The following is a 26039-nucleotide window of genomic DNA, read 5'->3' as shown; positions in this document are numbered from 1 at the left end:
GGGGGGGGTGACCCCCGCGCCCCCCCCCCACCGGCCGGGGGGGGGGGGCGGCCCCGTCCCCGCCCGGGCGGGGGCGGGGGGGGGGGGCGCCCCGCTGCCGCGCGCCGGGCATTGACCCTCGCCCCGCGTTCCTCCGATTCCGCCCGTCCCCCTTCAACTCGACTTCAACGAGGTTGTCCGGTCCATGAATTCACGTCAGCGTCGCGGCGTCATCCTCCTGGTCGTCTCGGCCCTGTGCGCCCTCGGCGCGTTCGCCGGGGTCCTCGCGGTGATCCGTGACGTGAACTCCAAGGTGGGGCCGGAGAAGACGGCGTACCGGCTCAAGGCGGACGTGGCGCCGTACAAGGAGCTCACCGCCGACCAGTTCGAGAAGGTCGAGATGCCGGAGCGATGGCTGTCCGGCACGGCCGTCACCGACCTGCGCACCATCCGCGGCAAGATCGCCGTCACGCAGCTCAAGAAGGGGTCCCTGCTGCAGAGCGACATGGTCGTCGACCGGCCCGAACTGAAGCCGGGGCAGCAGGAGATCGCCATCATGATCGACGCGGAGACCGGCGTCGCGGGGAAGATCGACCCCGGTTCGAAGGTCAACATCTACGCCACCTTCAAGGCCGAGAACGACAAGCAGAAGGACCAGTCGAAGGTCATCGTCGAGAACGCCGAGGTTCTCGACGTGGGCAAGCTGACGCCCATCGACCAGCAGGGGGCGGGGGCCTCCGGCGGGGACCGGAACTCTGTGCGGCGGCAGGGGGAGGCCGTGCCGATCACCTTTGCGCTGGGGGCGGGGGATGCGCAGCGGGTCGCCTACGCGGAGTCGTTCGCCACGCATGTCCGCCTCGCCCGGGTCGCGCCCGGCGGCGACGGCGCCATCGCCCCCGGCGACCGGTCCTACACCCTCGACGAGGACAAGTGATGGCGCGGGGGGTTGGTGCGGGGCGCCCAGGCTCTGGCGGCACCGCCGCCCCGGGTACGTGTTCGGGTCGACCCCGCCTTGGGCAGTCTGCCGCCTGGGGCGATGGGGGTCCCCCCTGCTCGAGCGAAGCCGAGAGCTTGGGGGAGGGTGGGCAAGGCGGCACCCAGGTGCCGGGTGCGCGATTCATCGGGGCTCGGCTCAAGCGCCGCCGCCGTAGGGGTCCAGCGCCATTGCCGGGTGCCGCGCCGTCGTGGCTGGTCGCGCAGTTCCCCGCGCCCCTGAAGGCGCACTCCGTGCGCCCCCAGGGCCGCTGGTCGCGCCCCGCGACGGATTCGCTGAGGGGACACAGCTCCGCGCCCCTGAAGGCGCACTCCGCGACGGAGTCGCTGATCGGACACGGCCCCGCGACGGAGTCGCTGATCGGATACAGCCCCGCGACGGAGTTGCCGGCCGGGGCGTACAGCCTCGCGCCCCTCGCGGGGCGCGTTGAGGAAGGGGGTCGGGGATGAGTACCCGGATTCTTGTTGCCGTGGGGGAGCCGGAGGCGGGCCGCGCGCTCATCACGCTGCTCTCCCAGCTGCCCGACACCGAGCCCGCCCCACCCGTCCCCGATTCCACCGCCCTGCTCGACACCCTGGCCCGCCTGGCCGCCGAGTCGATCGACGAGCTCCCCGAGGTCGTCCTCGTACACGAACGGATCGGCCCCGTCCCGGCGCTGGACCTGATCCGCGACCTCGTCCTGCGTTTCCCCGCGGTCGGCGTCGTCCTGGTCACGGCCGACACCAGCCCCGCCCTGCTGACCGCCGCGATGGACTGCGGAGCGCGCGGCATCGTCGCGTTCCCGCTCGGCTACGACGCCCTCGCCGAGCGCGTCCAGGCCGCCGCCTCCTGGTCCTCCGGCATGCGCCGCCACCTCGCCGGAGGCACCGGCACCGGTCACGAACTGCTGCCCGCCACCGGCGCCGGCCGCGTCGTCACCGTCACCGGCGCCAAGGGCGGCGTCGGCACCAGCCTCGTCGCCGTCCAACTGGCCCTGGCCGCCCGCGCCTCCGGCCGCAGCGTCGCGCTGCTCGACCTCGACCTCCAGTCCGGCGACATCGCCTCGTACCTGGACGTCCAGTTCCGCCGCTCGGTCGCCGACCTCGCCGCGATCCACGACATCACCCCGCGCGTCCTCGCCGACGCCGTCTTCACCCACGAGACCGGCATCGACCTCCTCCTCGCCCCCGCCGACGGCGAACGCGGCGAGGAGGTCACCGACCGGGTCGCCCGCCAGGTCGTCCACGCGCTGCGCGCCCGTTACGAGGTCGTGGTCGTCGACTGCGGCACGCAGCTCGGCGCCGCGAACGCCGCCGCGATCGAACTCGCCGACCAGGCCGCCCTCCTGGTCACCCCGGACGTCGTCGCGGTCCGCGCCGCCAAGCGCATGGTGCGCCTCTGGGACCGCCTCCAGATCCGCAAGGCGGAGGAGACGGTCACGGTCGTCAACCGCAACGCCCGCTCCGCCGAGATCCAGGCGACGCTCGTCGAGCGCGTCACGGGCACCCGCACGGCCCGCACCACGATCCCCGCCGCCTACAAGGAACTCCAGGCCGCCGTCGACGCGGGCCGCATGCAGGACCTCGACAACCGTTCCACGGTCAAGCAGGCCATCTGGACCCTCGCCGCCGAGCTCGACCTCGTCGCGAACCCGGCCCCCGAGGCGGCGGGCCGCCGCGGCCGCCGCCGTGCCGACAAGGGCGCGGTCACCCTCGAGTTCGCGGCGATGTTCCCGCTGGTCCTGGTCGTGATGGGCCTGCTCTGGCAGTGCGTCCTGTACGGCTACACGTACTCCCTCGCCGGAAACGCCGCCGACGAGGCCGCCCGAGCGGCGACCGCCGCGTACGCCACCGCCGGCGACGGCCAGGGCGCCTGCGCCGCCGCGGGCCGCGAGCACCTCCCGTCCGCCTGGAACGGCGCGCAGATCGCCTGCACCGACGACGGCACCGTCGTCCACGCCACGGTCCAGGTCGACGTCCCCCTCTTCTTCCCCGGCATCAACCCCGGCTGGAAGGTGACGGGCGAGGCGGGCGCGGCAACCGAGAAGGCTCAGGGCCAGTGAAGCGCCCTGAAGGGGCGCGGGGAACTGCGCGACCAGCCACGACGCACCGTGAGCCGCCCACGAACCAGCAACCCCCAACGGCGAAAAGGCGACTCCGCGCCGACAACGGAGTGTCCATGCTGGAGTTCGCGGGCTTCCTCCCCTTCCTCCTGATCATCGGCATGGCCGCGATCCAGTTGGGCCTCGTCGGCTACGGCGCCAACCAGGCCGGCTCCGCGGCCCGCGCAGCCGCCCGCGCCGAATCCCTCGAACCCGGCACCGGCCAGGCCGCCGCGACAGGCAGCACCAGCACCTGGCTGCACCCCCGCGCGGCCATCGCCCCCGGAGACGCCGTCCAGGCCACCGTCACCGTCCACGTCCCCGCGATCATCCCCCTCTTCGACGGCTGGGACCTGCACCGCACCGCGACCATGCCCAACGACAGGACCGACAGGACCGACAGGACCGACAGGAGCGAACCATGAGCCTGCGTTCCCGAGTGGCGGCCACCCAGCCCCAGGGCACCGCCCCCGGCACGGACCCGTCCCGCGACGACAGCCTGGTCGCCGTCTACCGCGCCAAGCTCCTCGAAGAGATCGACCTCGCCGAGATGTCGTCCCTCCAGGCCGCGGACCGCCGCCTGCGCCTGGAGCGCGTCCTGGGCCACATCATCAGCCGCGAGGGCCCCGTCCTCAGCTCCACGGAGCGCACGCAGCTGATCCGCCGCGTCGTCGACGAGGCACTCGGCCTCGGCATCCTCGAACCCCTCCTCGCGGACGCCTCCGTCACCGAGATCATGGTCAACGGCCCCGACTCGATCTTCGTGGAGCGAGCCGGCCGCGTCGAACAGCTCCCCCTGCGCTTCGCCTCCGCCGAGCAGCTCATGCAGACGATCGAGCGCATCGTGTCGACCGTGAACCGCCGCGTCGACGAGTCGAACCCGATGGTCGACGCCCGCCTCCCCACCGGCGAGCGCGTCAACGTGATCATCCCGCCGCTCGCCCTGACCGGCGCCACCCTCACGATCCGCCGCTTCCCGCGCGCCTACAGCCTCACCGAACTCATCGAACTGGGCTCCCTCGACGAGCACATGCTGATGCTGCTCGCGGCCTGCGTCCGCGCCCGCTTCAACATCATCGTCAGCGGCGGCACCGGCTCCGGAAAGACGACGCTGCTCAACGCGCTCTCCGCGCTGATCCCGCCCCACGAGCGCATCATCACCATCGAGGACTCGGCCGAGCTCCAGCTCCAGCAGGACCACGTGATCCGCCTGGAGTCCCGGCCGCCGAACGTCGAGGGCAAGGGCCAGGTCACCATCCGCGACCTCGTCCGCAACAGCCTGCGCATGCGCCCCGACCGCATCATCGTCGGCGAGGTCCGCGGCGGCGAGACGCTCGACATGCTCCAGGCGATGTCGACGGGCCACGACGGCTCCCTCGCCACCGTCCACGCCAACACCGCCGAGGACGCCCTCACCCGCCTCCAGACCCTCGGCTCGATGTCGGAGGTCGACGTCCCCTTCGAGGCCCTGCGCGACCAGATCAACTCGGCCGTCGACGTCATCGTCCAGCTGACCCGGCACGCCGACGGCTCCCGCCGCATCACCGAGATCGCCCTGCTCGTCTCGCACGGCCGTGAACAGTTCACGATCAACACGGTCACCCGCTTCGCCGCCCAGCCCTTCGTCCCGACCGGCCTCGGCCCCGATGCCACCGGCCAGGACCGTCGCGTCCACGGCTTCTACGAGCATCTGCCCCTGCCGCGCCGGGTCGCCGACCGCCTGTACGTGGCGGGGGAGTCCGTCCCGCCCGGCTTCGGGGTCGTCGAGGTCGCCGACGTACGCAACACCCGGGAGGCCACCGGATGACCGCGCCCGCCGCCCTCGGACCCACCCTCGTATCCGCCCCCGCATCCGCCCGTGCCGAAGAAGCCAAGGAAGAAGGTGACCAGTGACGAACCCGGCCCTCATCGCCCTCGGCGCGACCGTCCTCGCCTGCGTGGTCGCCGTCGCGGGCGCCCACGTCTACGCCTCCGGACGCGCCCAGCGCCGCGCCCTGGAGGACCGCCTGGACACCTACGCGTCCGGCGCCTCCGCCCTCCCTTCCGGCGCCCGCACCCGCCGCTTCACCGGGATCGACCGCCGGCTGCGCCGCACCCGCCTGGGCCGCGCCGTCCACCTGCGGCTGTCCACGACCGGCCTCGACCTGACCCCGGGCGAGTTCCTCGTCTACGTCACCGCGGTCGTCGCCGCCCTGTGGATCCTCGCGGCGACCACCCTCGCCCCGTTCTTCGGCCCGATCGCCGGAGCGGTCGCGATCTGGGCGGCGGTCATCTTCCTCAACTGGCAGCGGCAGAAGCGCATCGAGGCGTTCATCAACCAGCTCCCCGACGTCGCCCGCCTCCTCGCCAACGCCACCGCCGCCGGACTCGCCCTGCGCACGGCTCTCGCGATGGCGGCCGAGGAGCTCGAGGCCCCGGCCGGTGAGGAACTCTCGCGCGTATCGGACCAGTTGGCGCTCGGCCGTTCCGTCGAGGACACCCTCGACGAGCTCGCCGCCCGCCTCCCCTCCCGCGAGCTGATCGTCCTCGTCACCACGCTCGTCCTGTCCAACAAGGCGGGCGGCTCGGTCGTCTCCTCCCTCCGCAACCTCACGCAGACCCTGGAAGACCGCAAGGAGACCCGGCGCGAGATCCGCACGATGCTCTCCGAGGTCAACGCCACCGCGTTCACGGTCCCGCTCCTCGGCCTCGGCTCCCTCCTCCTGATCAACTCCTCGAACGAGGGCGCCCTCGCCCGGGTGACCGGCTCCGGAATCGGCCAGACCCTGATCCTGCTCTCCCTCGGCCTCTACGCCGTCGGCTTCTTCGTCATCCGCCGCCTCGGAAAGATCGAGGTCTGACGTGCCCGCACTGTCCTCCCCCGTCATGGGCCTGCTGATCGCCCTCGTCGCGGGCCTCGCCGTCCTCGGCATCCTCACCGGCATCCGCATGTACCGGGCCGAGGCCAAGGTCCCCAGCGACCTCGCCCTCGCCCTCGAAGTCGGCGCCACCCGCGTCTCGGCGGCGGGTTCCGCCGTCGACCGCCTCGGCATGCGCTTCGCCCCCCTGGTCCTCCGCCTGATGGGCCCGCGCCGCGTCGACGCCAAGCGCCGCCGCATCGACATGGCCGGCAACCCCGGCGGCCTCACCATCGACCGCTACGCCGCCCGCCGCGCCGTCTACGGCGCCTTCGGCGTCCTGATGGCCCTGGTCTTCCTGAAGAACGGCAACCTGCTCCTCGCCCTCCTCACCCTCGCCTTCGGCGCCCTCGCCGCCGACGCCCTCATCTGGCAGGCGACCCGGGAGCGCAAGGAAGTCATCGACCGCACCCTCCCCGACTTCCTCGACGTCCTCGCCGTCGTCGTCTCGGCGGGTCTCGGTTTCCGCCAGGCCCTGGACCGCGTGGCCGAGAAGTACGAGGGTCCCTGGGCGGACGAACTCCGCATCACTCTCCGCCAGATGGACATGGGCGTCCCGCGCCGCCAGGCCTTCGACGAACTCCGCCGCCGCAACTCCTCCGAACAGGTCGCCCAGTTCGTCTCCGCGCTCCAGCAGGGCGAGGAGCTGGGTTCCCCGATCGCCGACACCCTCATCCAACTGGCCACGGACATGCGCCGCACCGACGCCCAGAACTCCCGGCGCCGCGCCGCGAAGACGATCCCGAAGGCCACGATGGTCACCCTCGTCTTCATGCTCCCCGCGACGATGATCCTGATCGCGACGGGCATGTTCCTCGGCTCGGGCTCCAGCTTCGGCTCGATCCTCGGGCGCTGATCACCGATGACGCCCAGGGCAACAGGACGACAACTTCCGGCCAAGGCCTGCCCTGTAATTGCCGAAACCGTGTGCACACGGTCGCCTTTCACGTACGTTGCGTGTGTTGTTCTGGATGCCGGGGAGTACGGCGCGGAAGGGGGATCCCGTGATCAAGGACCGAGTGCTCGGGGCGTGGGTGACGTGGACGAACTCTTTGGGGGAGCGGGTCCGGGGAGCACGGAAGGATTCCGGCGCCGGGTTCGTGGAGTACGCGGGCCTGATGATTCTGATCGCCGGGATCTTCGTCGCCATCGACCAACTGGGGCTGGACGGACTCATCTCCGGCGCGGTCGGCAACGCGATCAACGACGTCATCGGCGGCTGACGCTTCGAGCCTGCCGAGGTGACAGGGGCTCGACGCTCCCCATCTACATCTGGCTGACCGGGATCTTGCTCTTTGCAGCCTTCGCCTTCTTCGCGTTCGCGCAGGCTGCGTCGGCTCGGAATGGAGCTCAGTCTGCAGCCGATGCTGCCGCGTTGGCAGCGACCCAGTCCGCGCGGGACGAACTGATGGACAAGCTGGAACTGGCCCTCGGCGACGAAGCCGACGACTGGCTGGACTGGCTCACAGGCGACAGGCTCGACGGTACGGGCGCACAGGCGGCCGCGAGCTCTCTGGCGGCGGCGAACGATGCTGACGTGATCGGCGGCCCGGACCTCACGGAGGTCAACGGCTACCCGGGCTACTCGGTCGAGATCGAGACGCGCTACACGGTCGGCGACACGATCATCCCCGGCACGGAGAGCCAGAAGGCGAAGGCGCATGCGACGGCCGTGATCGAGCCTCGCTGCGACATTCCGCCGGACGCCGACCCGAAGAAGCCGGTGGAACTGGTCTGCGACGGCAAGGACATCGAGATCGACCCTGATGACTTTGATCCGGCAGATCTGCCCGACGCGTCGGACCTGTTCTCCGTCCACCTGGCCGACTGACACCCGAACGAACAGAGAGGGAAGCCGCAGCGATGAACCTTCGGCGCACTACGACGACCCGCCGGGCCCTGGCCGCGCTGGCACTGACGACGGGGCTCGCGCTCGGCTCGGTCGGATGCGGTGGCGATGGCGACAAGCCCGATGCACAGAATCCGGCGTCCTCCGCGCCGCAGTCCACCCAGGACGGCGACAAGCCAGAATCCCCGGCGGCGTCGCCGGACAAGCCACTGGCTGAGTCGAAGGACGGGGACATCACCGTCAGCATCAACTCGGCGACCCGCGACGCGGGCGGATACGTCACTGTGTCCGGGACGGTGCGCAACGACGGCGCCAGTGCCTGGTTGGGCCTCGACTGGAAGAGCGACGAACCGGAGCTGCGGAAGAACGGCGGATCGTTGGCGGGGGCGACCCTCGTCGATCAGGCAGGCAAGAAGAAGTACCTGATCCTCCGCGACACTCAGGGTCGCTGCCTGTGCACGAAGTTCAACGGTCAGATTCTCTCGGGCAAGTCGGCCGACTGGTACGCCCAATTCCCCGCACCCCCCGAGGGCACGAACTCGGTCACCTTCCAGGTCGGCGCCATGCCCCCCGCCGCGATCGAGATCAGCGAGGGCGAATGATGAGCCCGAGCCGGATCGGACCGCACCGGCGCCTGGCCGCCGCGGCCGCGCTGACCGCCGCCACCGCCCTCCTGGCCACCGGCACCGCCACGGGCACGGCCCACGCCGACGACGAGCCGGGCGGCGCCTCCGCCCCGCCGGGCAGCACGAGCACGAGCCCACCCCCGCAGGTGGACGCCAACAGCCCCGGCCTGAAGCTGGCGGACGGTGCCACCCTGGCCCCCGCCAAGGTGCTGGACATCAAGTCCGTCGTGGAGGACCTGTCCGGCGACGAGCGGCGGACGGACACCAACGAGGACGTGACGTTCGCGCTCCAGGCGGAGGTCCTGTTCCCGAAGGACAGCGCGAAGCTGAACCCGCACGCGAAGTCCCGTATCCAGGCGATCGCGGACGAGATCAACACCCAGAAGGCCGGCACGGTCAGAGTCTTCGGCTTCACGGACAACCTGGGCTCGTACGCCCACGGCCTCAAGCTGTCCAAGCAGCGCGCGGAGGCGGTCCACGACGCGCTCCAGACGGCGCTCGGCGCGAACGGCGGCGACCTCACGTTCCAGGTGCGGGGCTACAGCGAGGACTACCCGATCGCGGACAACGGCACGGAAGAGGGCCGCAAGAAGAACCGCCGCGTGGAGGTCTCGTTCCCGAAGAGCGGGTGAGCCCCGGGCCGACCGGGACGACTCATTCCCCGACGCGGTGCCGTGCCTGGTACCGCGTCGTCTTCGCGCGGTTCCCGCACCCTTCCATGGAGCACCAGCGCCGCCGCCCGTTCTTGCTGACGTCGTGGAACCAGAGCACGCAGACCTCGTTGGCGCACTTGCGGACGCGCTCGGGGCGTTCGCCGAGCAGCCGGACGTAGTCGGCGGCCGCGCGCCAGGCCGGCTCCCACTCGGGGGAGTCCAGTACGAGCCGTTCGGCGGGCCGGCCGTCCTCGTCCAGGAGGGGCCGCCGCGCCCCGTGCCGGAGGACGTCGTTCAGCGGGCCGGAGTCCCCGGCGAGGGCAGCCCGCAGTGCCGTGCGGGCAAGGAGCAACGGCTCCAGAGCCTGCGACGTGCGCGGCGTCAGCCCGTGTTCGGCGAGCCAGCCGTCCAGAGCGCCCGGTTCCTCGAAGAGGTCGAAGGGCTGCCCCTGGTCGACCCATGCGGTGTTGACCAGGTCCAATGCCAGCGGTTCACCCGTGAGCGGTCTCTGCATGACCCCATCCTAACCAAGCTCAACCGTTAAAAGCCCGTTGACCGGTTGGCGGAGTGCGGGCTACTGTCACCCTGCCGCGGTTCAACCGGCAAAACCGATTTAGATGGTTGGAGTCTGATCATGGAGATCCGCAACCGCACCGCCCGCATCGACGGCCTCGACGTCTTCTACCGGGAGGCCGGTGACCCCGCCGCCCCCACCCTGGTGCTCCTGCACGGTTTCCCGACCTCGTCCGTCGGCTACCGGCCGCTCATGGCCGAGCTGGCCGACGAGTTCCACCTGATCGCCCCCGACTACCCGGGATTCGGCCTGAGTTCGGCCCCGGACCCCGCGTCCTGGCCGTACACCTTCGACCACCTCACCGACATCGTCGACGCCCTCCTCGAACAGCTCGGCGTCCAGCGCTACGCCCTCTACGTCCACGACTACGGCGCCCCCGTCGGCTTCCGCCTCGCCCTGCGCCACCCCGAGCGCGTCACCGGCTTCGTCACCCAGAACGGCAACGCGTACGAGGACGGGTTCACGCCCTTCTGGAAGGACATCCGCGCCTACTGGGCCGAGCCCGCGAACGCCGACCGCCGGGACGCGCTGCGCGCCCTGCTCACCCGCGACGCCACCCACTGGCAGTACACCCACGGCGTCCCCGACCCCACGCTCGTCGACCCGGCCCTCGAAGTGCACGACCAGGCCCTCCTCGACCGCCCCGGCAACCAGGAGATCCAGCTCGACCTGTTCCTCGACTACGGCACCAACCCGGGCCAGTACCCGCAGTGGCAGGAGTACCTGCGCGTGCACCAGCCGCCGCTGCTCGCCGCGTGGGGCCGGGGCGACGACATCTTCGGCCCGGACGGCGCCCGAGCCTTCACCCGCGACCTGAAGAACGCCCGCGTCCACCTCCTCGACGCCGGCCACTTCCCGCTCACCACCCGCCTGAAGCAGAGCGCGGGCCTCATCCGCGACTTCCTGCGCGGCCTGTCCGACTGAAACGCCGAACCGAACCACCGCCCCCGGAAAAGGGGTTGTGGCCGGGCCGCGCCGTCACGTAGAAAGATCGACGACGCGGCCCGCACGGCCGAACGCGAAGCACGAGGAGGGATAAGCGATGGACGTCTCGACCCGCACGATCATTGCGCTCACGTCCTTCCGGGGCGCCGCCCAGCACGTCTGAGTCAGACGGCACACCAGCTGGAACCCCGGTATTGACAGGCGCCTTTCACGGAGTGTGCCTTGACCGAGTTTCAGCACGACCCTGCCCTGACCCTGCGCCCGATCACCGGCGCCGACGAGCTCGACCTCTTCACCCGCTTCCCCTACGTCATCAACCACGAGCTGGCCGACGACCTCACCGAGGGCCGCCGCCGGCCCGAGTGGATGTGGGTCGCCCTGCGCGGTGACCGTCTTCTGGCCCGCCTCGCCTGGTGGAGCCGCCCGGACGGCGACGCGCCGCAACTGCTCGACATCCTCGACCTCGACGACAGTCTCCCCGAGGCCGAACGTCTCGACATCGGCGAACGCCTCCTGCGCACCGCCACCGCCGCGACGCTCACCCGCGGCTCCACGCACCCCGAGTACGGCCGCTTCATCCCGCCGGACTGGCGCGAGGACCCGGCCGCCCGCCGAGCCGTCGAGGACCGCATGACGGTCGCCGAACGCACGGGAGCCCAGCTCTTCGTCGAACGGCTCCGCCTCGAATGGAAGCCGGGCACGGAGATCGCCCCGCCCGGCGACCGCCTCACGTTCCGCCCGCTCAAGAACCCCGACGACCCCGCCGAACTCATCGACCTGATGACCGCCGTCCTCGACGGCACCCTCGACGCGCACGGCCGCGACGACCTCACCCGGATGTCACCGCGCGAGGCGGCCACCGCGCACTACGAGGAGGAGTTCGCCCACTACTCCAGCCCCCGTGACTGGTGGCGGATCGCCGAACTCCCGGACGGCGAACCCGTCGGCTTCGTCATTCCGGCCCACAACGGCTACAACGCCACCATCGCCTACATCGCCGTCCTGCCCGCCCATCGCGGCCGGGGCTACATCGACGACCTGCTCGCCGAGGGCACGCGCGTCCTCGCAGAGCAGGACGTCCCGCGCATCCGTGCCGCGACCGATCTCGGCAACGTGCCGATGGCCGCCGCGTTCCGTCGCGCCGGGTACGTCAATTTCGAGCGGGCGATCAATATGACCTGGGCTTCAGCTGTCCTGAGCTGAGTCGCCGTCGGTCTCGGGGTACGCGATGTAGGTGCCCTTGCCCGGGAGGGTGATGACGAGACCGCGCTCGCGGAGTTCTTTGGTGGCCCGCCGGATGGTCAGGTGGGCCACCCCGTACTCCGCGGCCAGGTCTCGCTCGCCGGGGAGTCGTGCGCCGGGGCTCAGCGTTCCGTCGGCGATCTGGCCGGCGATGTAGTCGGCCAGTTGCATGTAGACGTAGGCGATCTTGGTCGGGTCGATCGGCGGGCGGTTACGTCCAGACTCTTCTGCCATTCGAACACCGTACGACTACGGTGACCTGCGATTATCGCCAGGTCGCCCATATGCGCTATACAGAACTCTTCTTTGGTCTACGGTGGAACACGAGAGACCCCGGCGACGGCGGCAACCGTCCCGGGGCATGGCCAACGCCCACCCAAGGAGCGTCAGCGTGTTCGACCTTACCCTCAGGGCCCTCGCATGGGTCCTCCGTATCTGCCTGCCCGCGCCCGCCGGACGGCACCGCGCAACCACCGTCACCGCCCCGCCGACACCACCGCCCCCGTACCGCCACACCGAACGGCTCGACGGCGCCGCGCACCCGCTGGTCCGCCCGTACGTCCTGACGCCGACCGAGCGCCGCCGTCAACGAGAACGGCGGCGCGCGCTGTATCTGGCCACGATCGGGATCGACGTGGGCCCGCGCCTGGAGCTGATCCACGGGGGCACCCGATGAGCGAGCCCCGCCGCCCGGTACGGATGTGCGCCCGCTGCGAGCAACTCACGTCCGACCCCGTACTCGTCCACGAGGTGTTCGCGCCGACGGGGCCCGGATTCAACGTGTACGCGTGCCCGGACTGCGCGCGGCACTACCCGCCCCTGATCGACCCCCTGGAGCTGCTGCCGCCCGCGCCGAAGTCAGGCTGAGGGCCAGAGGTCGGTGCTGTGGCCGGCGACGAGGGAGCCGATGCGGTCGAGGGCCTCGGCGGCGGGCAGCGGATCGAGCCGCCGCCCGTCGCGCAGCCGCAGCGCGACCTGCCCGGCATCGGCCTCCTTCGCGCCGACCACCGCCTGGTACGGGACGAGCCGGGCGTTCCGGATCCGGGCGCCCAGGCTCCCGAGCTCGGGCCCGGCGACCTCCACCCGGAGCCCGCGCTCGGCACGGCACCGTTCCGCGAACGCCTCCGCGTAGGCGAACTCGCCCTCGGAGACGGGCAGAACGACGATCTGGCTCGGCGCCATCCACGCCGGGAACGCACCGCCGTGCGCATCGACGAGGTGCGCGACCGCGCGCTCCACGCTGCCGATGATGCTGCGGTGGACCATGACGGGCCGGTGCCGGGCCCCGTCCGGGCCCACGTACCGCAGGTCGAACCGCTCGGGCTGGTGGAAGTCGACCTGCACGGTGGACAGGGTCGACTCCCGCCCCGCCCGGTCCTCCACCTGCACGTCGATCTTCGGCCCGTAGAACGCGGCCTCGCCCTCCTCGGCCTCGTACGCCACCCCCGACCGCTCCAGCACGCTCTTCAGCAACGCGGTGGCCCGCTCCCACTTCTCGGGAGCGGCCACGTACTTGCCCCCGGCACCCGGAAGCGACAGCCGGTACCGCACCGCGCTGATCCCGAGCGCGGCGTAAGCCTCCCTGATCATCTCCAGCGCGCCCCGAGCCTCGTCCTCCACCTGCTCCAGGGTGCAGAAGATGTGCGCGTCGTTGAGATGAATGGCCCGCACCCGGTTCAGCCCGCCCAGCACACCGGACAGCTCGGACCGGTACATGGCGCCCAACTCGGCCATCCGCAACGGCAGTTCCCGATAGCTGTGCGCCCGGCTCCGGTACATCACCGCGTGATGCGGACACAGGCTCGGCCGCATCACGAACTCCTCCCCGCCCACCTCCATGGGCGGAAACATGTCCTCGCTGTAGTGATCCCAGTGCCCCGAGATCTCGTACAGCTCCCGTTTGCCGAGCACCGGCGAATACACGTGGCGGTACCCCGCCCGCCGCTCGGCCTCCCGCACGTACTCCTCGAGCGCGTGCCGCACGACCGCCCCGTCGGGCAGCCAGTACGGCAGACCGGCCCCGATCAACGGATCGGTCCCGAACAACCCCAGCTCACGCCTGCTCTTCCGCTGCTCCACGACGTTCCCCTCACTTCACTCGGTTGAGGAACGAGCACCCGGAGCGTCGGCGACAGCGCAACAAAAAAGAGCCCGGGCACTCGCCCCGGGCTCAGACCATCGATCACACACCAGTCAGCACACCGGGACACTCTCCGGCGTCGTCGTCACGAAGAACTCGCTGCGCTGACTCATACCGCGACCGTAACAGCCCCCCGTTTCACCGGCACGTCCTTTTCGTCTGCGGCCCCTCCCGCTGACGACACGTGCCGGCAGGGCCGCCAGGTACGTCCTGCTACGCCTTCTTGCGCCAGACCGTCAGATCCGCCGTCACGAACGCGATGTCCGGCATCGCCGTCGACTTCGTCTGCAACACCAGCACCCCGACATCCCCCGAGCGATGCTTCACACAGATCTCCGTGCCGTTGGCCGACGCCGCCAGCGGGAGGACATGGGTCTTGCTGCGCGCCAGCATCACGTCGCACATGTCCCGCGTCGCCGCGCCCGGCTTGGCGAAACTCTGGACGAACACGCTCGTGTCGCTCTTCAGCTCGCAGCCCGTGTTGTCGGTGCAGCTGAACCGGATGTCGCCCTTCGCCGTCTTCAGCTGCGCCGGCTCCTTGTGGATGTTCACCGAGTTCTTCGCGTCCAGCCACACCTGGGGGTAAGCCTCCCCCTGGGCGAACGACGTACGCGGCGCCTCGTCCTTCGTCAGCGGAGAGCCCGTCCTGTCGGCCGAACCCGAACCCGAACCCGGTGTCGTGGGGGAGGGGGACTTGGACGCCGACGCGCTCGGGCCCGCTCCCGCTCCCGTACCCGTCCCGGACCGCGCCCCGTCGTCCCGCGTCCCGTCCATCACCTGCCACGCCAGCACCGACACCACCAGCACCCCGGCTGTCACCAGCGCCGACGCCACGAGCGCCGTACGCCGCTTCGGCTCCTGCCGCGCCGGCAAGGTCGCCGGATCCGGCACCACCAGCGGCGCCTGCGCCGTCAACGGCCACGTCTGCGCCGGGTCCACCGCACCCGGCACCGGCACCGGCACCGGCACCGGCGCAGGCCCCGGCACCGTCGGCTCGGGCCCCGTGACCTCCGTCCACGCCACCGGCTCCGGCTCCGACCCCAGCCGCTCCCGGCACCACGCCACGACCTCCGCCAGATCCGCGCGCTCCGCCGGATCCGCCGCCAGGCACCGCGCCAGGATCGGCCGCACCTCCTCCGGAAGCCGCTCCAGATCAGGGGCGTCGTGCACGATCCGGTACAGCACGCTCGCCGCGGGACCGCTCCCGTACAAGGGCTCGCCCAGCGCCGCGAACGCCACCGTCTGCCCCAGCGAGAACACGTCCGTCGCCGCCGTCACCCCGTCCGACCCGGCCGCCTGCTCCGGCGCCATGTACTGCGGCGTACCGATCGCGGCGCCCGTCACCGTGTACGAGGTCAGATCGGCGGCCAGCGAGATGCCGAAGTCGATGACGCGAGGACCGTCGGAGGCGAGCAGCACGTTCGACGGCTTCAGGTCCCGGTGCACGATCCCCGCCGCGTGCACCGCCTGCAACGCCTCCGCGACCCCCGCCATCAGCCACAGCACCGCGGGCACCGGCAACGGCCCGCGCCGCGCCACCGCCTCCGCGAGCGAGGGGCCGGGGACGTACAGCGTGGCCAGCCACGGCGGCGTACCGTCCGCGTCACCGTCGATCAGCTCGGCCGTGTACGCCCCGCGCACCCGCCGCGCCGCCTCCATCTCCCGCCCGAACCGCCGCCGGAAGTCCGGCTCGTCCGCCAGCTCCGGCCGCACCACCTTCACGGCGACCGGACGGCCGCCCCGCGTGTGCGACAGATAGACCCGGCCCATGCCACCGGCCCCGAGCCGTGCCACCAGTCGGTATCCGCCCACGACCCGCGGATCGTCCGCCTGCAACGGACCGAACACCGTTCTCGTGTTGTCTCGCGCACCGAGCCCCATGAACCGCCGCCCCCTGACCTTCCGCTTCCTGATCCCACCCCTGGGGAACCGGCCGGCGGCCGGTTCGCGTCCAGCAGCCTATGCCGGGGCGTGCGCGCGCGTACCGGCGGTGTGGACGGGACGTGACGGAGCTGTGTGCGCTTGCGGCACCGGGATTGCCCTCTGTGCCGCTTTGTGGAGATCATGATCATTCCATCTGCCGCGCCAGGCGGACGAGTTGACGGGTACAGGCGAATACGGGGGAACACCATGGCCGCCTCGGGCGACGGCTACCAGGTCCGGCATGCCGGCATGAAGAGCCAGGCGAAGGAGCTCGACCACGCCGGCGACGACGCCGGAGCCATCCGGCAGCTCCTCGCCGGAACCCCCTGCTACAGCCAGGACGCGCTGGGCGGCGACGACATGGGTCCCGCCTTCAGCGCCTACTCCAGCGCCTGGACCGCCGAGTCCCGGACCATCGAGGACGCCCTCCACGAACTCGCCGACAAGGTCCGCGGAGCCAAGGGCGCCTACGGCGGCGCCGACGGCCTCGTCCGCACCCAGGCCCAGAAGGTCCAGGTCGGCACCAATCCCACCCCCGGCGCCCCGCCCATCGGCACCAACCCGGTCCACGGCACCAACCCCGTACGGGACACGGCCCCCGTCACCACCGGCCCCGCCTACGCCGAGCGGCCCTCGGCCCTCACCGACTACTGACAGGGCGGAGTGCCTCGACCGTGACCACCGAATCCACCACCGCCCGCCGCGACCGCCTCGACGGCCTGCGCGACCGCATCGCCTCCGCCGACAGCAAGAACGACCTCATCGACGCCATCGACGACGCGCTCGGCGTCGCCGCGCCCCAGGGCGACCCCGCCCTCATCGAATCCCTCGGCAAGCGCTACAAGGGCCAGGCCGACGACGCCATGAAGGTCCACGACCGCGCCGACACCGTCAGCCGCAAGGGCCTGCCCGACGTGTGGGTCGGCGACACCAGCGTCCTCGCCCAGGACGCCGTCGACGCCACCGCCCGCGCCGCCGACCAGATGGCCGAGGCCCTGCGCGGCGGCGGCAACGCCCTCATCCTCTTCTCCGACCTCCTCGAGACGGCACAGACCAAGGACAGCGGCGGCCGCACCAAACTGCGCAACGCCCGAGCCCAGCTCGGCGACAAGGACGGCTTCTTCGACGACTGGCACGAGGACGACGGCGAGGAGGCCACCCGCAAGGCGGCCCGCACCCTCGCCGGCCACGGCATCGACGAGGTCGCCGGCGCCGCCTCCGACGCCGACGACGCGGCCCGCCGCTGCGCCCGCGACCTCAACAAGTACGCCTCCGAGGCGCGCGCCGGGAAAATGGGCACCGACGAACTGTCCGCCGTCGACCGCATCGCCCTCGCCGACACCTCCAACATCGGCGGCGACCCCGAGCTCAACGAGATCCTCACCGCCAACGACCTCGAACGCTCCGGCCGCGCCATGGAGAACCTCTCACCCGCCGACCGCGCCCGCATGGAACGCCTCCTCGCCGACGCCGGCACCCCGCAGGAAAAGGCGTACCTGATGAAGGCACTCGCCTCCGGCTACTCGGTCGACGAGGTCGAGGAATTCGGCGGCAAGATCCACAACAAGGACGAGGAATGGCTGCGCGAACACCTCGCGCCCGTCAGCACCAACTCCTCGACGGGCCAGGAGGCCCAGACCTTCGGCCAGGAGAACTGGTCCCAGGACGGCAACACCTGCGTCCCGTCGTCCACCGTCACCGCCCGCGCCATGGTCGACCCCGTCTACGCCCTGGAACTGACCGGCGGCCCCGACGGCCAGGACGACAGCGACGCCCACTTCCGCGAGCGCCTCACCGACGAACAGATGCGGCTCCACGAAGAGGGCGACGGCTCCAACGAAGGCTGGTGGTGGGACCGTCAGCCCGCCGGCATGGACTCCGACGGCCAGGTCGACATCTCCAACAAGGAACTGAGCCCCCACACCGGCGACGCCTACGAGTCCCACGACATGGACAGCGAGAACGACCGCCGCGACGTCCTGCCCGACATCGAGGAGTCCGTCGCCGACGGCAAGCCCGTCCCCATCAACATCGAGGGCGAGGACGACGGAGACTGGGTCGGCCACGGCGTGATGATCGTCGGCCAGGAGGGTGACATGCTCCAGGTCTACAACCCCTGGGGCACCACGACCTGGGTCAGCGAGGACGACTTCATCAAGGGCGACTTCAGCGCCGTCACCGACGACCGCTTCAACAAGGACAACAACGGCGACGTGAACCGCGTCTACATCGACCAGGACTGATCCGTGCGCACAAGACCCCTCCTCTTCCTCCCCGCCCTGGCCCTCACCCTCGCCCTCACCGGCTGCGGCGGCTCCTCCGCCGCGTCGTACGGCACGGGGGAGCGGTCCATCAGCGTCGACGCGGGCGAGACCTTCACCCTGGAGGTCCCCGCCAGCTCCGCGATGGGCGAGAACTGGTACCTCGCCGACCCCGAGCCGGACACCGCGGTCCTCGACTACGAGGGCCGCCGGGACGACAACGACGCCGGCGAGGACGGCACCCAGTACTTCGACTTCACCGCCTCCCACAAGGGCAGAACCACCGTGAAACTGGTCCACTGCCCCAACGGCTTCTGCCACAGCGCAGCCGAGGCCACCGCCGAACCCGCCTCATCGGCCGCCCCCAACGCAGGCCCCGTCCCCACGGCCACGGGCACCCCCCAGACCCGCATCGAGTACTTCGAGTACGAGATCACCGTCCGCTGAGCGCGCGAACCGAGGTCCACCGCATGTCTTCCACGCCCACGCCCCCGTCCCGCACCGACGACCAGGTGCTCGCCGAGACGGACATCGGCGCGCTGCTCCGCTACGGGCTCACCCGGCAGGAGTTCCGTACCGCGCTGTTCGGGGACGGGGCGATCGCCGGGGCCGTCACGCTCGACCGGCTCGGGGTGCGGCCCCGGTCCGTGGCCTACGTCGGCAAGATCGTGCGGGCGGGCGGGCTGCGGTACGCGGCGGAACTGTCCGAGCCGCTTCCCTCGCCGGAGGCGTCCGCCCTGCTGCGCACGTGGCTGGAGGAGGCGGCGCGGGTCGCCGGGGACGTGCCGGACGCCGAGAAGGCGGCGGCCCGCTGGCTGCACGCCGTCGCCGAACTCATCGGCATGCGCCGCTCGTCCCGCGGCGCCGACGCCTAGAGCTTCACCGGGAGCGTGTCGACGCCGTAGACGATCGACAGCTTGCGGAACTCCAGCTCCGCGGACGGGACCGCGAGGCGCAACTCCGGGAAGCGGCGCACGAGTTGGGGGAACGCGGCCCGCAGTTCCATCTTGCCGAGCTCCGCGCCGATGCAGCGGTGGATGCCGTAGCCGAACGCCAGGTGCGAGGCGGCCGGCGGGCGCGCGGGCAGGAAGGCGTCCATGTCGTCGCCGAGACGCGGGTCCCGGTCCGCCGCGCTGAGCGACACGATGACGATGTCGCCGCCCGAGATCCGTACCCCGCCGATCTCCGTGTCCTCACGGGCGAAGCGCGGGAACGCCGTCTGCACGACCGTCAGATGGCGCAGCAGCTCGTCCACGAACGGCGCCGCGACCGTCGCCGGGTCCTCGGCCTCCCGGATCGCCTCGAAGTGCGTCCGGTCCTCCATCATGATCAGCGTGCCGAGCGCGAGCATGCTCGCCGTCGTCTCCAGGCCGCCGGTCAGGACGCCGTCCGCGAGGCCGGTCAGCTCCTCGTCCGTGATGTTGTCGCCGTGCTCGCGCACCAGCATGCCGAGCAGGCCCTCGCCCGGGTTGCGGCGCTGCTCGGCGACGACGCCGCGCAGATAGTCGAGCGAGGCCGACACCGCGCCGAAGGACGCCCCGGCGCCGCCCAGCACGTCGAAGCGGGCCACCGAGAACTGCTGGAACGCGTCCCGCTCCTCGTACGGCACCCCCAGCAGTTCGCAGATGACGAGCGCCGGCACCGGCATCGCGAAGTGCTCGACGAGATCCGCCGTGCCGTCCGGCGACTCCGCGACCGCCTTCTCCAACTGCGCGAGCTGCTCCTCCACGATCGCGTGGATGCGCGGGGTCAGCCGCGACAGCCGGCGCATCGTGAACTCGGGGGTCAGCAGGCGGCGCAGCCGCGTGTGGTCCGGCGGGTCGCAGAATCCGAGCCCGCCCGGGTTCTGATCGGCCCCGGCGCCGCCCACGCCCACGAGATGCCGGAAGTCGTTGCTGAACGCCTTGGCGTCGCCGAGGACTTCCTTCGCCTCGTCGTAGCCGGAGACGAGCCACACCGTCATGCCCGGGATGGGCAGCTTGCTGACGGGCTCACGGTCGCGCAGCGCGCCGATCTCGGGGACCGGGTCGACGCCGTCACGGCGCAGCGGCAGCAGGGCGCCTTCGGGCAGCTTCGACAGGATGGAGAGGTCGAGACTGCCCCCCTTCTTCCGGAGCCGGGTGAAGTAGAGGCGGGTCAGCCAGCTGGCTATCGCGGAACGTACGGACATGTGCTCGCATTTCTGCGGTGGTCGCATCGCTGCGCCGGGGACGGACAGAACGAACGGGCGGGCAAATCGGTTGTTTCGAGCGGAACGCCGCCGCGCTGACGGCATGTTCACAGCGGCGGGGGTCCGCCAAGGGTACGTGCGTTCCCCCTGCCCCACGGAAGAGGGGCCATCCCCCTGAAACAGGCGGGGGACACCCCCACCGACCCCCTCCCGGTACCTGTAACGCGCACCGATAACGCGCACCGATTCACGCCGAAAATCGAGCCGAGGCGAGACGCCCCGCCCCGCCGATTTCGACGCGTCTGCCACTGGGGCGGTTGCAGTGTCACCGGAGGGCGCCGTAGCTCCGCCGGCCCCGTCGCCGAGTGCCGCCCGGTGGGGCGCGCCGCGCGGAGGGCGGAGGAAGCGATTCCGCATCGTTATCTTTTTCGCTCGATCCTCACGTAAACCTCACGTAAGTTCAGACCAACGGCAATTCGCGTGAGCAAAGATGCGCGGCGGTACCGCGCAGTGGAGGGGGCTGCGCGGTGCCGCGTGCCACGTCAACCGCGTGACGGACACGGGAGAGGGACACCCGGCGGCACGCGAAGCGCCCGGCGCGAGCGCTCCCGGAGAACCGGTGAGCCCGCCGGGGAGCGGCCGAAAAGGGCCCGTAGGCCGTCGCCGAGCGACTCCGGAGAGTAGTGATGGCGCGCCGATGCACGCAGCATCACTTACGAAGGGTTATGGTGGAAACCCCCCCTCGGGCCGGTCCGTCTCCCCCCCACGGACCGGCCCGTTTTTCTTTCCCGGTCCGTTCAGCTCCGCCCGGCCCAGATGTTCGTGCCCGGCGTCGACACGGCGAACGAGTCGATCTCCGTGAGCTCCTCCGCCGTCAGCTTCGGACCGGCGAGCGCCGCCACGTTCTCCTCCAGCTGACCCACGCTCGACGCACCGATCAGCGCCGACGTCATCCGCTCGTCCCGCAGCACCCAGGTCAGCGCGAGCTGGGCCAGCGACTGACCGCGCCGCTGCGCGATGTCGTTCAGCCCGTTCAGCCGGCGCAGCACCTCGTCGCTCAGCAGGTTCGGGTCGAGCGACTTGCCCTGCGTGGCGCGCGAACCCTCCGGGATGCCCTTCAGGTACTTGCCCGTCAGCAGGCCCTGCGCCAGCGGCACGAAGGAGATGCAGCCCATGCCGGCCGCCTCCAGCGTGTCGAGCAGCCCGTCGTCCTCGGTCCAGCGGTTGATCATCGAGTAGGACGGCTGGTGGATGAGGGCCGGGACGCCCATCTCCCGCAGCAGCCGCGCCGCCTCGGCGGTCTGCTCGCTGCTGTAGGAGGAGACACCGACGTACAGCGCCTTGCCCTGCTGCACCGCCGATGCGAGCGCTCCCATCGTCTCCTCGAGCGGCGTGTTCGGGTCCGGCCGGTGCGAGTAGAAGATGTCGACGTAGTCGAGACCCATCCGCTTCAGCGACGCGTCCAGCGACGACATCAGGTACTTGCGGCTGCCCCACTCCCCGTACGGACCGGGGTGCATCAGATAGCCCGCCTTGGTCGAGACGACCAGTTCGTCCCGGTACGGGGTGAAGTCCTGCGCGAAGATCTTGCCGAAGTTCAACTCGGCCGAGCCGGGCGGCGGTCCGTAGTTGTTCGCCAGGTCGAAGTGCGTCACCCCCAGATCGAAGGCACGGCGCAGGATCGCGCGCTGGGAGTCCAGCGTGCGGTCGTCACCGAAGTTGTGCCACAGGCCGAGCGAGATCGCGGGCAGCTTCAGGCCGCTGCGGCCCGTGCGCCGGTACTCCATCGCGTCGTATCGGTCCGACGCGGCGACATAAGGAGAGGTGTCGTTCATGGAGACGAAACTACGTCAGTCCCCTGTCCCGCACCCGTCTCCCACCGCCCCGCACGGCCCCCGCACACCCCGTCACAGGGCCCCGTTCGCACAGGGGTAGGCTTTCGCCCTCGGGGACTGCCGTCTGCACGGAGGGGCGAAAAAGACCGTGAACCTGCGCGACAGGCTGCGCGGCCTGCTGGTCAGGCTGTACGCGCGCCGGGTGGAAGGCCACCTGGACCACGACCAGGTGCCCAAGCACATCGGGGTCATCATGGATGGCAACCGGCGCTGGGCGAAGGCGGCCGGATCCACCACCGCCCAGGGCCACCAGGCGGGCGCCGCCAAGATCGAGGAGTTCCTCGGCTGGTGCACCGAGACGGACGTCGAGGTCGTCACGCTGTGGCTGCTGTCGACGGACAACTTCGACCGGCCCCCGGAGGAACTGGTCCCGCTGCTCGGCATCATCGAGGAGACGGTCCGCTCCCTCGCCGCCGACGGCCGCTGGCGCGTCCACCACGTGGGCGCCACCGACCTGCTGCCCGACGGCCTGCGCAGCGTGCTCAAGGAGGCCGACGCGGCCACCGCGCACGTCGACGGGATAGTGGTGAACGTGGCGATCGGCTACGGCGGCCGCCAGGAGATCGCCGACGCCGTCCGCTCGATGCTGCACGAGGCCGCCGAGAAGAAGCAGACCCTCGAAGAGGTCGCCGAGTCCGTCGACATCGATTCCATCGGCCGGCACCTCTACACGAGCGCCCAGCCCGACCCGGACCTCGTCATCCGCACCAGCGGCGAGCAGCGCCTGTCCGGCTTCATGCTCTGGCAGACCGCCCACTCCGAGTACTACTTCTGCGACGTCTTCTGGCCCGCCTTCCGCAAGGTCGACTTCCTGCGCGCCATGCGTGACTACGCGGCCCGCCACCGCCGTTTCGGCGGCTAGACGGCCTCCCGGACAGCCACCCGGCACCCCCGCCGCCACCAGGACATAAAGCGTCATCAGGAGTTAACGAACGCGCCGCCCTGCCTCGTTGCATGGCGGCGCTCGTTCGAGGGAATAAGCCCTCCAGGTCGGTGTCCACACCAAGGACACCGCATCTCAGCGGGCGGCACGGGGCTGCCCGCCCGGGAGGCCCTTTGCACCAGGACGACCGCACGCCGAAGCGTACGGAAGACGACTTGGAGGGCCGGTCCCGGCCCGCGCAGCGCGGCCGACGACCGGTGGTCTTCTCCCACCCTCCCGGCCCGGTAACTCCTCCGTCGCTCGCCCGACCTCATTCCGAGGGGGTACGTCCTTCGTGGTGACCAGCAACAAGCGCCTCCGCAAGCCCGACCGGCGCACTTATGTTCTCGACACCAGCGTCCTGCTGGCCGATCCGAACGCCATGACCCGCTTCGACGAGCACGAGGTCGTGCTGCCCGTCGTCGTGGTCACGGAACTGGAGGCCAAGCGGCAGCATCCGGAACTCGGCTACTTCGCCCGGCAGGCCCTGCGCCTGCTCGACGACTACCGGATCCGGCACGGACGTCTGGACGCCCCGATCCCCACCGGCGAACTGGGCGGAACGCTCCGCGTCGAGCTCAACCACTCCGACCCGGGAATCCTCCCGTCCGGCTACCGCCTGGGCGACAACGACTCCCGGATCCTCGCGGTCGCCCGCAACCTGCAGGCCGAGGGGTACGACGTCACCGTCGTGTCGAAGGATCTGCCGCTGCGGATCAAGGCGTCCTCGGTCGGACTCCTCGCCGAGGAGTACCGGGCCGAGCTCGCCATCACGGACTCCGGCTGGACCGGAATGTCCGAACTGACGCTCCCCGCCGAACAGGTGGACCTGCTCTTCGAGGAGGACAGCCTCTACGTCCCCGAGGCGGCCGAGCTGCCCGTCCACACGGGCCTGACGATCCACTCCGAGCGCGGCAAGGCCCTCGGCCGGGTCACGCCGGAGGGCAACGTCCGGCTCGTGCGCGGCGACCGGGAGGCCTTCGGCCTCAAGGGCCGCAGCGCCGAACAGCGGATCGCGCTCGATCTGCTGCTCGACCCGGACGTCGGCATCGTCTCGATGGGCGGCCGGGCCGGCACCGGCAAGTCCGCGCTCGCGCTGTGCGCGGGCCTGGAGGCGGTCCTGGAGCGCCGCCAGCACCAGAAGGTGATGGTCTTCCGGCCGCTGTACGCGGTCGGCGGGCAGGAGCTCGGCTATCTGCCGGGCTCCGAGGCCGAGAAGATGGGGCCGTGGGCGCAGGCCGTCTTCGACACCCTCTCGGCCGTCACCTCCCGCGAGGTCATCGAGGAGGTCACGGCGCGCGGGATGCTGGAGGTCCTGCCGCTCACCCACATCCGGGGCCGCTCGCTGCACGACGCGTTCGTGATCGTGGACGAGGCCCAATCGCTGGAACGGAACGTCCTGTTGACCGTTCTGTCCCGTATCGGCGCGAATTCCCGTGTCGTCCTGACTCATGACGTCGCCCAGCGCGACAACCTGAGGGTGGGCCGGTACGACGGAGTCGTCGCCGTCGTCGAGAAGCTGAAGGGTCATCCGCTGTTCGCGCACGTCACGCTGACGCGCTCGGAGCGGTCGCAGATCGCGGCCCTGGTGACCGAAATGCTGGAAGACGGTCAGATCTAGCCCGTTTGGGGGTACTTGGCGCCGCCCGGCAAAGCCAGAGAGCTTAGCCGGGCGGCGTCTTGGCGTGTGCTCGTTTCCGTAAAACCCGTGGGACAAACGGGGTGTGACGTTTCCCACGCAGCACAGAATTGCTTCACGGCATCGCCATACGGCAGAGTCACGGTTCCGTCAGGCCCCGCATACGACACTTCTGTACCCCCAGCGGTACGGCACCACCGCAGCACCCGCTGCACCTTGAACTCCATAACGAACGTCGTATGCCGCCCGAGCACCACGCGGCGCCTCCCTCTCGGGAGTTGCCCACCGGGCCCGTGCCTCCCGTGACCCGTCAGTTGGGAGGCCAGTGCCAGGGGCACGATTGCGTCCGCGAGGGTCACACCACAGCGGGCGATGCTGGAAGGAAACCGTGTGAGCCGGATTTCGGTCCGGGGATTCGCAGTGGCCTCGGCCACCGCGGTCACCACTGTCGGCGCAGTCGTGGGTGTTGCCTCGGGCAGCACCGGCCAGCCCTCCAACGAGGCAGAGGCCGCCACGGCGAGCGACGCGACCCTCCTCGCGGACGTCCCTGTCGGTCAGCAGGCGCAGGTGCAGACCTCGTCGCTGCAGCAGCAGGCGCAGACCCAGGCCATCGCGGCCGACACCGCTGCCCAGAAGACCGCGGAGGAGTCGGCCCGCAAGAAGGCCGCCGAGGACGCGATCGCCAAGCAGCAGGACGCGCAGGCCGCGAAGGAGAAGGCCGAGCAGGAGGCGAAGGAGCGCGAGGAGGCCAAGAAGCAGGCCGCCAGCCGTTCCGCGACCCGCGACGCGTCGAGCTTCGCGCCGCAGTCCTCGTACTCCGTCGCGCAGATCCAGTCGATGGCGCGCTCCATGGTGCCGTCCGGTCAGTTCCAGTGCTTCAGCAACATCGTGGACCACGAGTCCAGCTGGAACTACAAGGCGGTCAACGCCTCCTCCGGCGCCTACGGCCTCTTCCAGGCGCTGCCCGCGGGCAAGTACGCCTCGGCCGGCGCCGACTGGCAGACCAACCCCGCCACCCAGATCAAGTGGGGCCTCAACTACATGAACGAGCGCTACGGCAGCCCGTGCGAGGCCTGGTCCTTCTGGCAGGCGAACAACTGGTACTGAGCCGTACCCCGCTCAACCTCCCGATTCGCCGCGACCCGGAGTAAGGGGTGGGGGGGGGGCGTGAGTTGTGGGGCTGGGCTGTGGGGGAGGGGGTGAGCTGGGTGGTGTGTGTGGTGTGGAGTGTGGTGGGGTGTGGGTGTGTG

The 26039-nt window shown here is 70.9% G+C and carries 27 protein-coding genes; 21 read left to right on the top strand and 6 right to left on the bottom strand.

All coding sequences use genetic code 11. From position 1 onward, the window contains the following. The first annotated feature begins 184 nt into the window (after nt 1-184). The 10 genes from cpaB (at nt 185) to ACFW9D_RS13030 (ending at nt 9057) form a co-directional block, all read left to right on the top strand. A complete protein-coding gene (gene cpaB / locus ACFW9D_RS13075) occupies nt 185-913 on the top strand; it encodes a Flp pilus assembly protein CpaB (RefSeq protein ID WP_188337139.1) in 729 nt (242 codons plus the stop codon). 505 nt (nt 914-1418) lie between these two features. Continuing rightward, nucleotides 1419-3014, top strand: a complete 1596-nt coding sequence (locus ACFW9D_RS13070) for a CpaE family protein (protein WP_384621145.1) — start codon at nt 1419-1421, stop codon at nt 3012-3014. 116 nt (nt 3015-3130) lie between these two features. After that, nucleotides 3131-3478 (top strand): TadE/TadG family type IV pilus assembly protein, encoded by a 348-nt coding sequence (locus ACFW9D_RS13065; RefSeq protein WP_384621142.1) that lies wholly within the window; start codon nt 3131-3133, stop codon nt 3476-3478. Then, the gene (locus ACFW9D_RS13060) at nt 3475-4860 is read left to right on the top strand and encodes a CpaF family protein (RefSeq protein WP_188337136.1); all 1386 of its coding nucleotides are present in this window, start codon (nt 3475-3477) and stop codon (nt 4858-4860) included. Before ACFW9D_RS13065 ends, ACFW9D_RS13060 begins: the two co-directional genes overlap by 4 nt. Nucleotides 4861-4942: 82 nt before the next feature. Then, nucleotides 4943-5893, top strand: a complete 951-nt coding sequence (locus ACFW9D_RS13055; protein WP_188337135.1) for a type II secretion system F family protein — start codon at nt 4943-4945, stop codon at nt 5891-5893. Between the two features lie 25 nt (nt 5894-5918). Next, the gene (locus tag ACFW9D_RS13050; protein WP_188341341.1) at nt 5919-6806 is read left to right on the top strand and encodes a DUF5936 domain-containing protein; all 888 of its coding nucleotides are present in this window, start codon (nt 5919-5921) and stop codon (nt 6804-6806) included. A 148-nt stretch (nt 6807-6954) separates the two neighbouring features. Then, nucleotides 6955-7173: a hypothetical protein gene (locus tag ACFW9D_RS13045; RefSeq protein ID WP_384621140.1), complete on the top strand. Its 219-nt coding sequence runs from the start codon at nt 6955-6957 to the stop codon at nt 7171-7173. After that, on the top strand, nt 7170-7781 hold the full coding sequence (locus ACFW9D_RS13040; RefSeq protein WP_384621190.1) for a pilus assembly protein TadG-related protein: 612 nt from the start codon (nt 7170-7172) through the stop codon (nt 7779-7781). The genes ACFW9D_RS13045 and ACFW9D_RS13040 overlap by 4 nt, the downstream gene beginning before the upstream one ends. A gap of 32 nt (nt 7782-7813) precedes the next feature. Then, on the top strand, nt 7814-8401 hold the full coding sequence (locus tag ACFW9D_RS13035; protein WP_384621137.1) for a hypothetical protein: 588 nt from the start codon (nt 7814-7816) through the stop codon (nt 8399-8401). Beyond that, nucleotides 8401-9057: an OmpA family protein gene (locus tag ACFW9D_RS13030; RefSeq protein WP_188341338.1), complete on the top strand. Its 657-nt coding sequence runs from the start codon at nt 8401-8403 to the stop codon at nt 9055-9057. Before ACFW9D_RS13035 ends, ACFW9D_RS13030 begins: the two co-directional genes overlap by 1 nt. A 22-nt stretch (nt 9058-9079) precedes the next feature. Here ACFW9D_RS13030 and ACFW9D_RS13025 read toward each other — a convergent pair whose 3' ends face one another. Further along, entirely contained in the window at nt 9080-9592 is a 513-nt protein-coding gene (locus tag ACFW9D_RS13025; protein ID WP_188337133.1) for a CGNR zinc finger domain-containing protein, read from the bottom strand. Between the two features lie 120 nt (nt 9593-9712). Between ACFW9D_RS13025 and ACFW9D_RS13020 the strand changes: the two genes are divergently transcribed. Continuing rightward, nucleotides 9713-10576: an alpha/beta fold hydrolase gene (locus ACFW9D_RS13020; RefSeq protein WP_188337132.1), complete on the top strand. Its 864-nt coding sequence runs from the start codon at nt 9713-9715 to the stop codon at nt 10574-10576. Nucleotides 10577-10819: 243 nt separating this feature from the next. Beyond that, nucleotides 10820-11800 carry a GNAT family N-acetyltransferase gene (locus ACFW9D_RS13015; protein WP_384621134.1) on the top strand — a complete coding sequence of 327 codons (981 nt, stop codon included), beginning with the start codon at nt 10820-10822 and terminating at the stop codon, nt 11798-11800. Here the strand turns inward: ACFW9D_RS13015 and ACFW9D_RS13010 are convergent. Further along, complete coding sequence (locus ACFW9D_RS13010) at nt 11783-12073, bottom strand: GntR family transcriptional regulator (protein WP_384621131.1); 291 nt, start codon at nt 12071-12073, stop codon at nt 11783-11785. The genes ACFW9D_RS13015 and ACFW9D_RS13010 overlap by 18 nt on opposite strands. Before the next feature lie 157 nt (nt 12074-12230). Here ACFW9D_RS13010 and ACFW9D_RS13005 point away from each other — a divergent pair, with 157 nt between their 5' ends. Beyond that, nucleotides 12231-12515, top strand: a complete 285-nt coding sequence (locus ACFW9D_RS13005; RefSeq protein WP_384621129.1) for a hypothetical protein — start codon at nt 12231-12233, stop codon at nt 12513-12515. Continuing rightward, the gene (locus tag ACFW9D_RS13000; RefSeq protein ID WP_384621127.1) at nt 12512-12706 is read left to right on the top strand and encodes a hypothetical protein; all 195 of its coding nucleotides are present in this window, start codon (nt 12512-12514) and stop codon (nt 12704-12706) included. Before ACFW9D_RS13005 ends, ACFW9D_RS13000 begins: the two co-directional genes overlap by 4 nt. Here ACFW9D_RS13000 and thrS read toward each other — a convergent pair. Next, a complete protein-coding gene (gene thrS / locus ACFW9D_RS12995; protein WP_384621125.1) occupies nt 12698-13918 on the bottom strand; it encodes a threonine--tRNA ligase in 1221 nt (406 codons plus the stop codon). The two genes, ACFW9D_RS13000 and thrS, sit on opposite strands and share 9 nt — an antisense overlap. Before the next feature lie 274 nt (nt 13919-14192). Continuing rightward, nucleotides 14193-15860 (bottom strand): serine/threonine-protein kinase, encoded by a 1668-nt coding sequence (locus ACFW9D_RS12990; protein WP_384621123.1) that lies wholly within the window; start codon nt 15858-15860, stop codon nt 14193-14195. A gap of 249 nt (nt 15861-16109) precedes the next feature. On the opposite strand from ACFW9D_RS12990, the gene ACFW9D_RS12985 reads away from it, so the two are divergent. The 4 genes from ACFW9D_RS12985 to ACFW9D_RS12970 are packed head-to-tail and all read left to right on the top strand — an operon-like array spanning nt 16110 to nt 19038. Continuing rightward, complete coding sequence (locus tag ACFW9D_RS12985) at nt 16110-16556, top strand: hypothetical protein (protein WP_188337129.1); 447 nt, start codon at nt 16110-16112, stop codon at nt 16554-16556. A 20-nt stretch (nt 16557-16576) separates the two neighbouring features. Continuing rightward, a complete protein-coding gene (locus ACFW9D_RS12980; RefSeq protein WP_188337128.1) occupies nt 16577-18145 on the top strand; it encodes a peptidoglycan-binding protein in 1569 nt (522 codons plus the stop codon). Between the two features lie 3 nt (nt 18146-18148). Next, a complete protein-coding gene (locus ACFW9D_RS12975; protein ID WP_188337127.1) occupies nt 18149-18610 on the top strand; it encodes a protease inhibitor I42 family protein in 462 nt (153 codons plus the stop codon). A gap of 23 nt (nt 18611-18633) precedes the next feature. Beyond that, the gene (locus tag ACFW9D_RS12970) at nt 18634-19038 is read left to right on the top strand and encodes a hypothetical protein (RefSeq protein WP_384621120.1); all 405 of its coding nucleotides are present in this window, start codon (nt 18634-18636) and stop codon (nt 19036-19038) included. Here ACFW9D_RS12970 and ACFW9D_RS12965 read toward each other — a convergent pair. Together ACFW9D_RS12965 and mgrA are read right to left on the bottom strand one after the other, a co-directional pair. Next, entirely contained in the window at nt 19035-20333 is a 1299-nt protein-coding gene (locus tag ACFW9D_RS12965) for a cytochrome P450 (protein WP_188337125.1), read from the bottom strand. The genes ACFW9D_RS12970 and ACFW9D_RS12965 overlap by 4 nt on opposite strands. A gap of 797 nt (nt 20334-21130) precedes the next feature. Then, the gene (mgrA, locus tag ACFW9D_RS12960; RefSeq protein WP_384621117.1) at nt 21131-22168 is read right to left on the bottom strand and encodes an L-glyceraldehyde 3-phosphate reductase; all 1038 of its coding nucleotides are present in this window, start codon (nt 22166-22168) and stop codon (nt 21131-21133) included. Nucleotides 22169-22316: 148 nt separating this feature from the next. Here mgrA and ACFW9D_RS12955 point away from each other — a divergent pair, with 148 nt between their 5' ends. From ACFW9D_RS12955 to ACFW9D_RS12945, 3 genes are all read left to right on the top strand, one after another. Continuing rightward, on the top strand, nt 22317-23090 hold the full coding sequence (locus ACFW9D_RS12955) for an isoprenyl transferase (RefSeq protein WP_188337123.1): 774 nt from the start codon (nt 22317-22319) through the stop codon (nt 23088-23090). Between the two features lie 355 nt (nt 23091-23445). Further along, complete coding sequence (locus tag ACFW9D_RS12950; protein WP_384621114.1) at nt 23446-24771, top strand: PhoH family protein; 1326 nt, start codon at nt 23446-23448, stop codon at nt 24769-24771. Between the two features lie 390 nt (nt 24772-25161). After that, complete coding sequence (locus ACFW9D_RS12945; RefSeq protein WP_384621112.1) at nt 25162-25896, top strand: transglycosylase SLT domain-containing protein; 735 nt, start codon at nt 25162-25164, stop codon at nt 25894-25896. Nucleotides 25897-26039 lie beyond the last annotated feature (143 nt).

The organism is Streptomyces sp. NPDC059524 (assembly GCF_042749255.1).
GTDB lineage: Bacteria > Actinomycetota > Actinomycetes > Streptomycetales > Streptomycetaceae > Streptomyces > Streptomyces xanthii.
The sequence above is the reverse complement of the archived record's forward strand: the minus strand, read 5'-3'. Positions and strand labels throughout refer to the sequence as shown.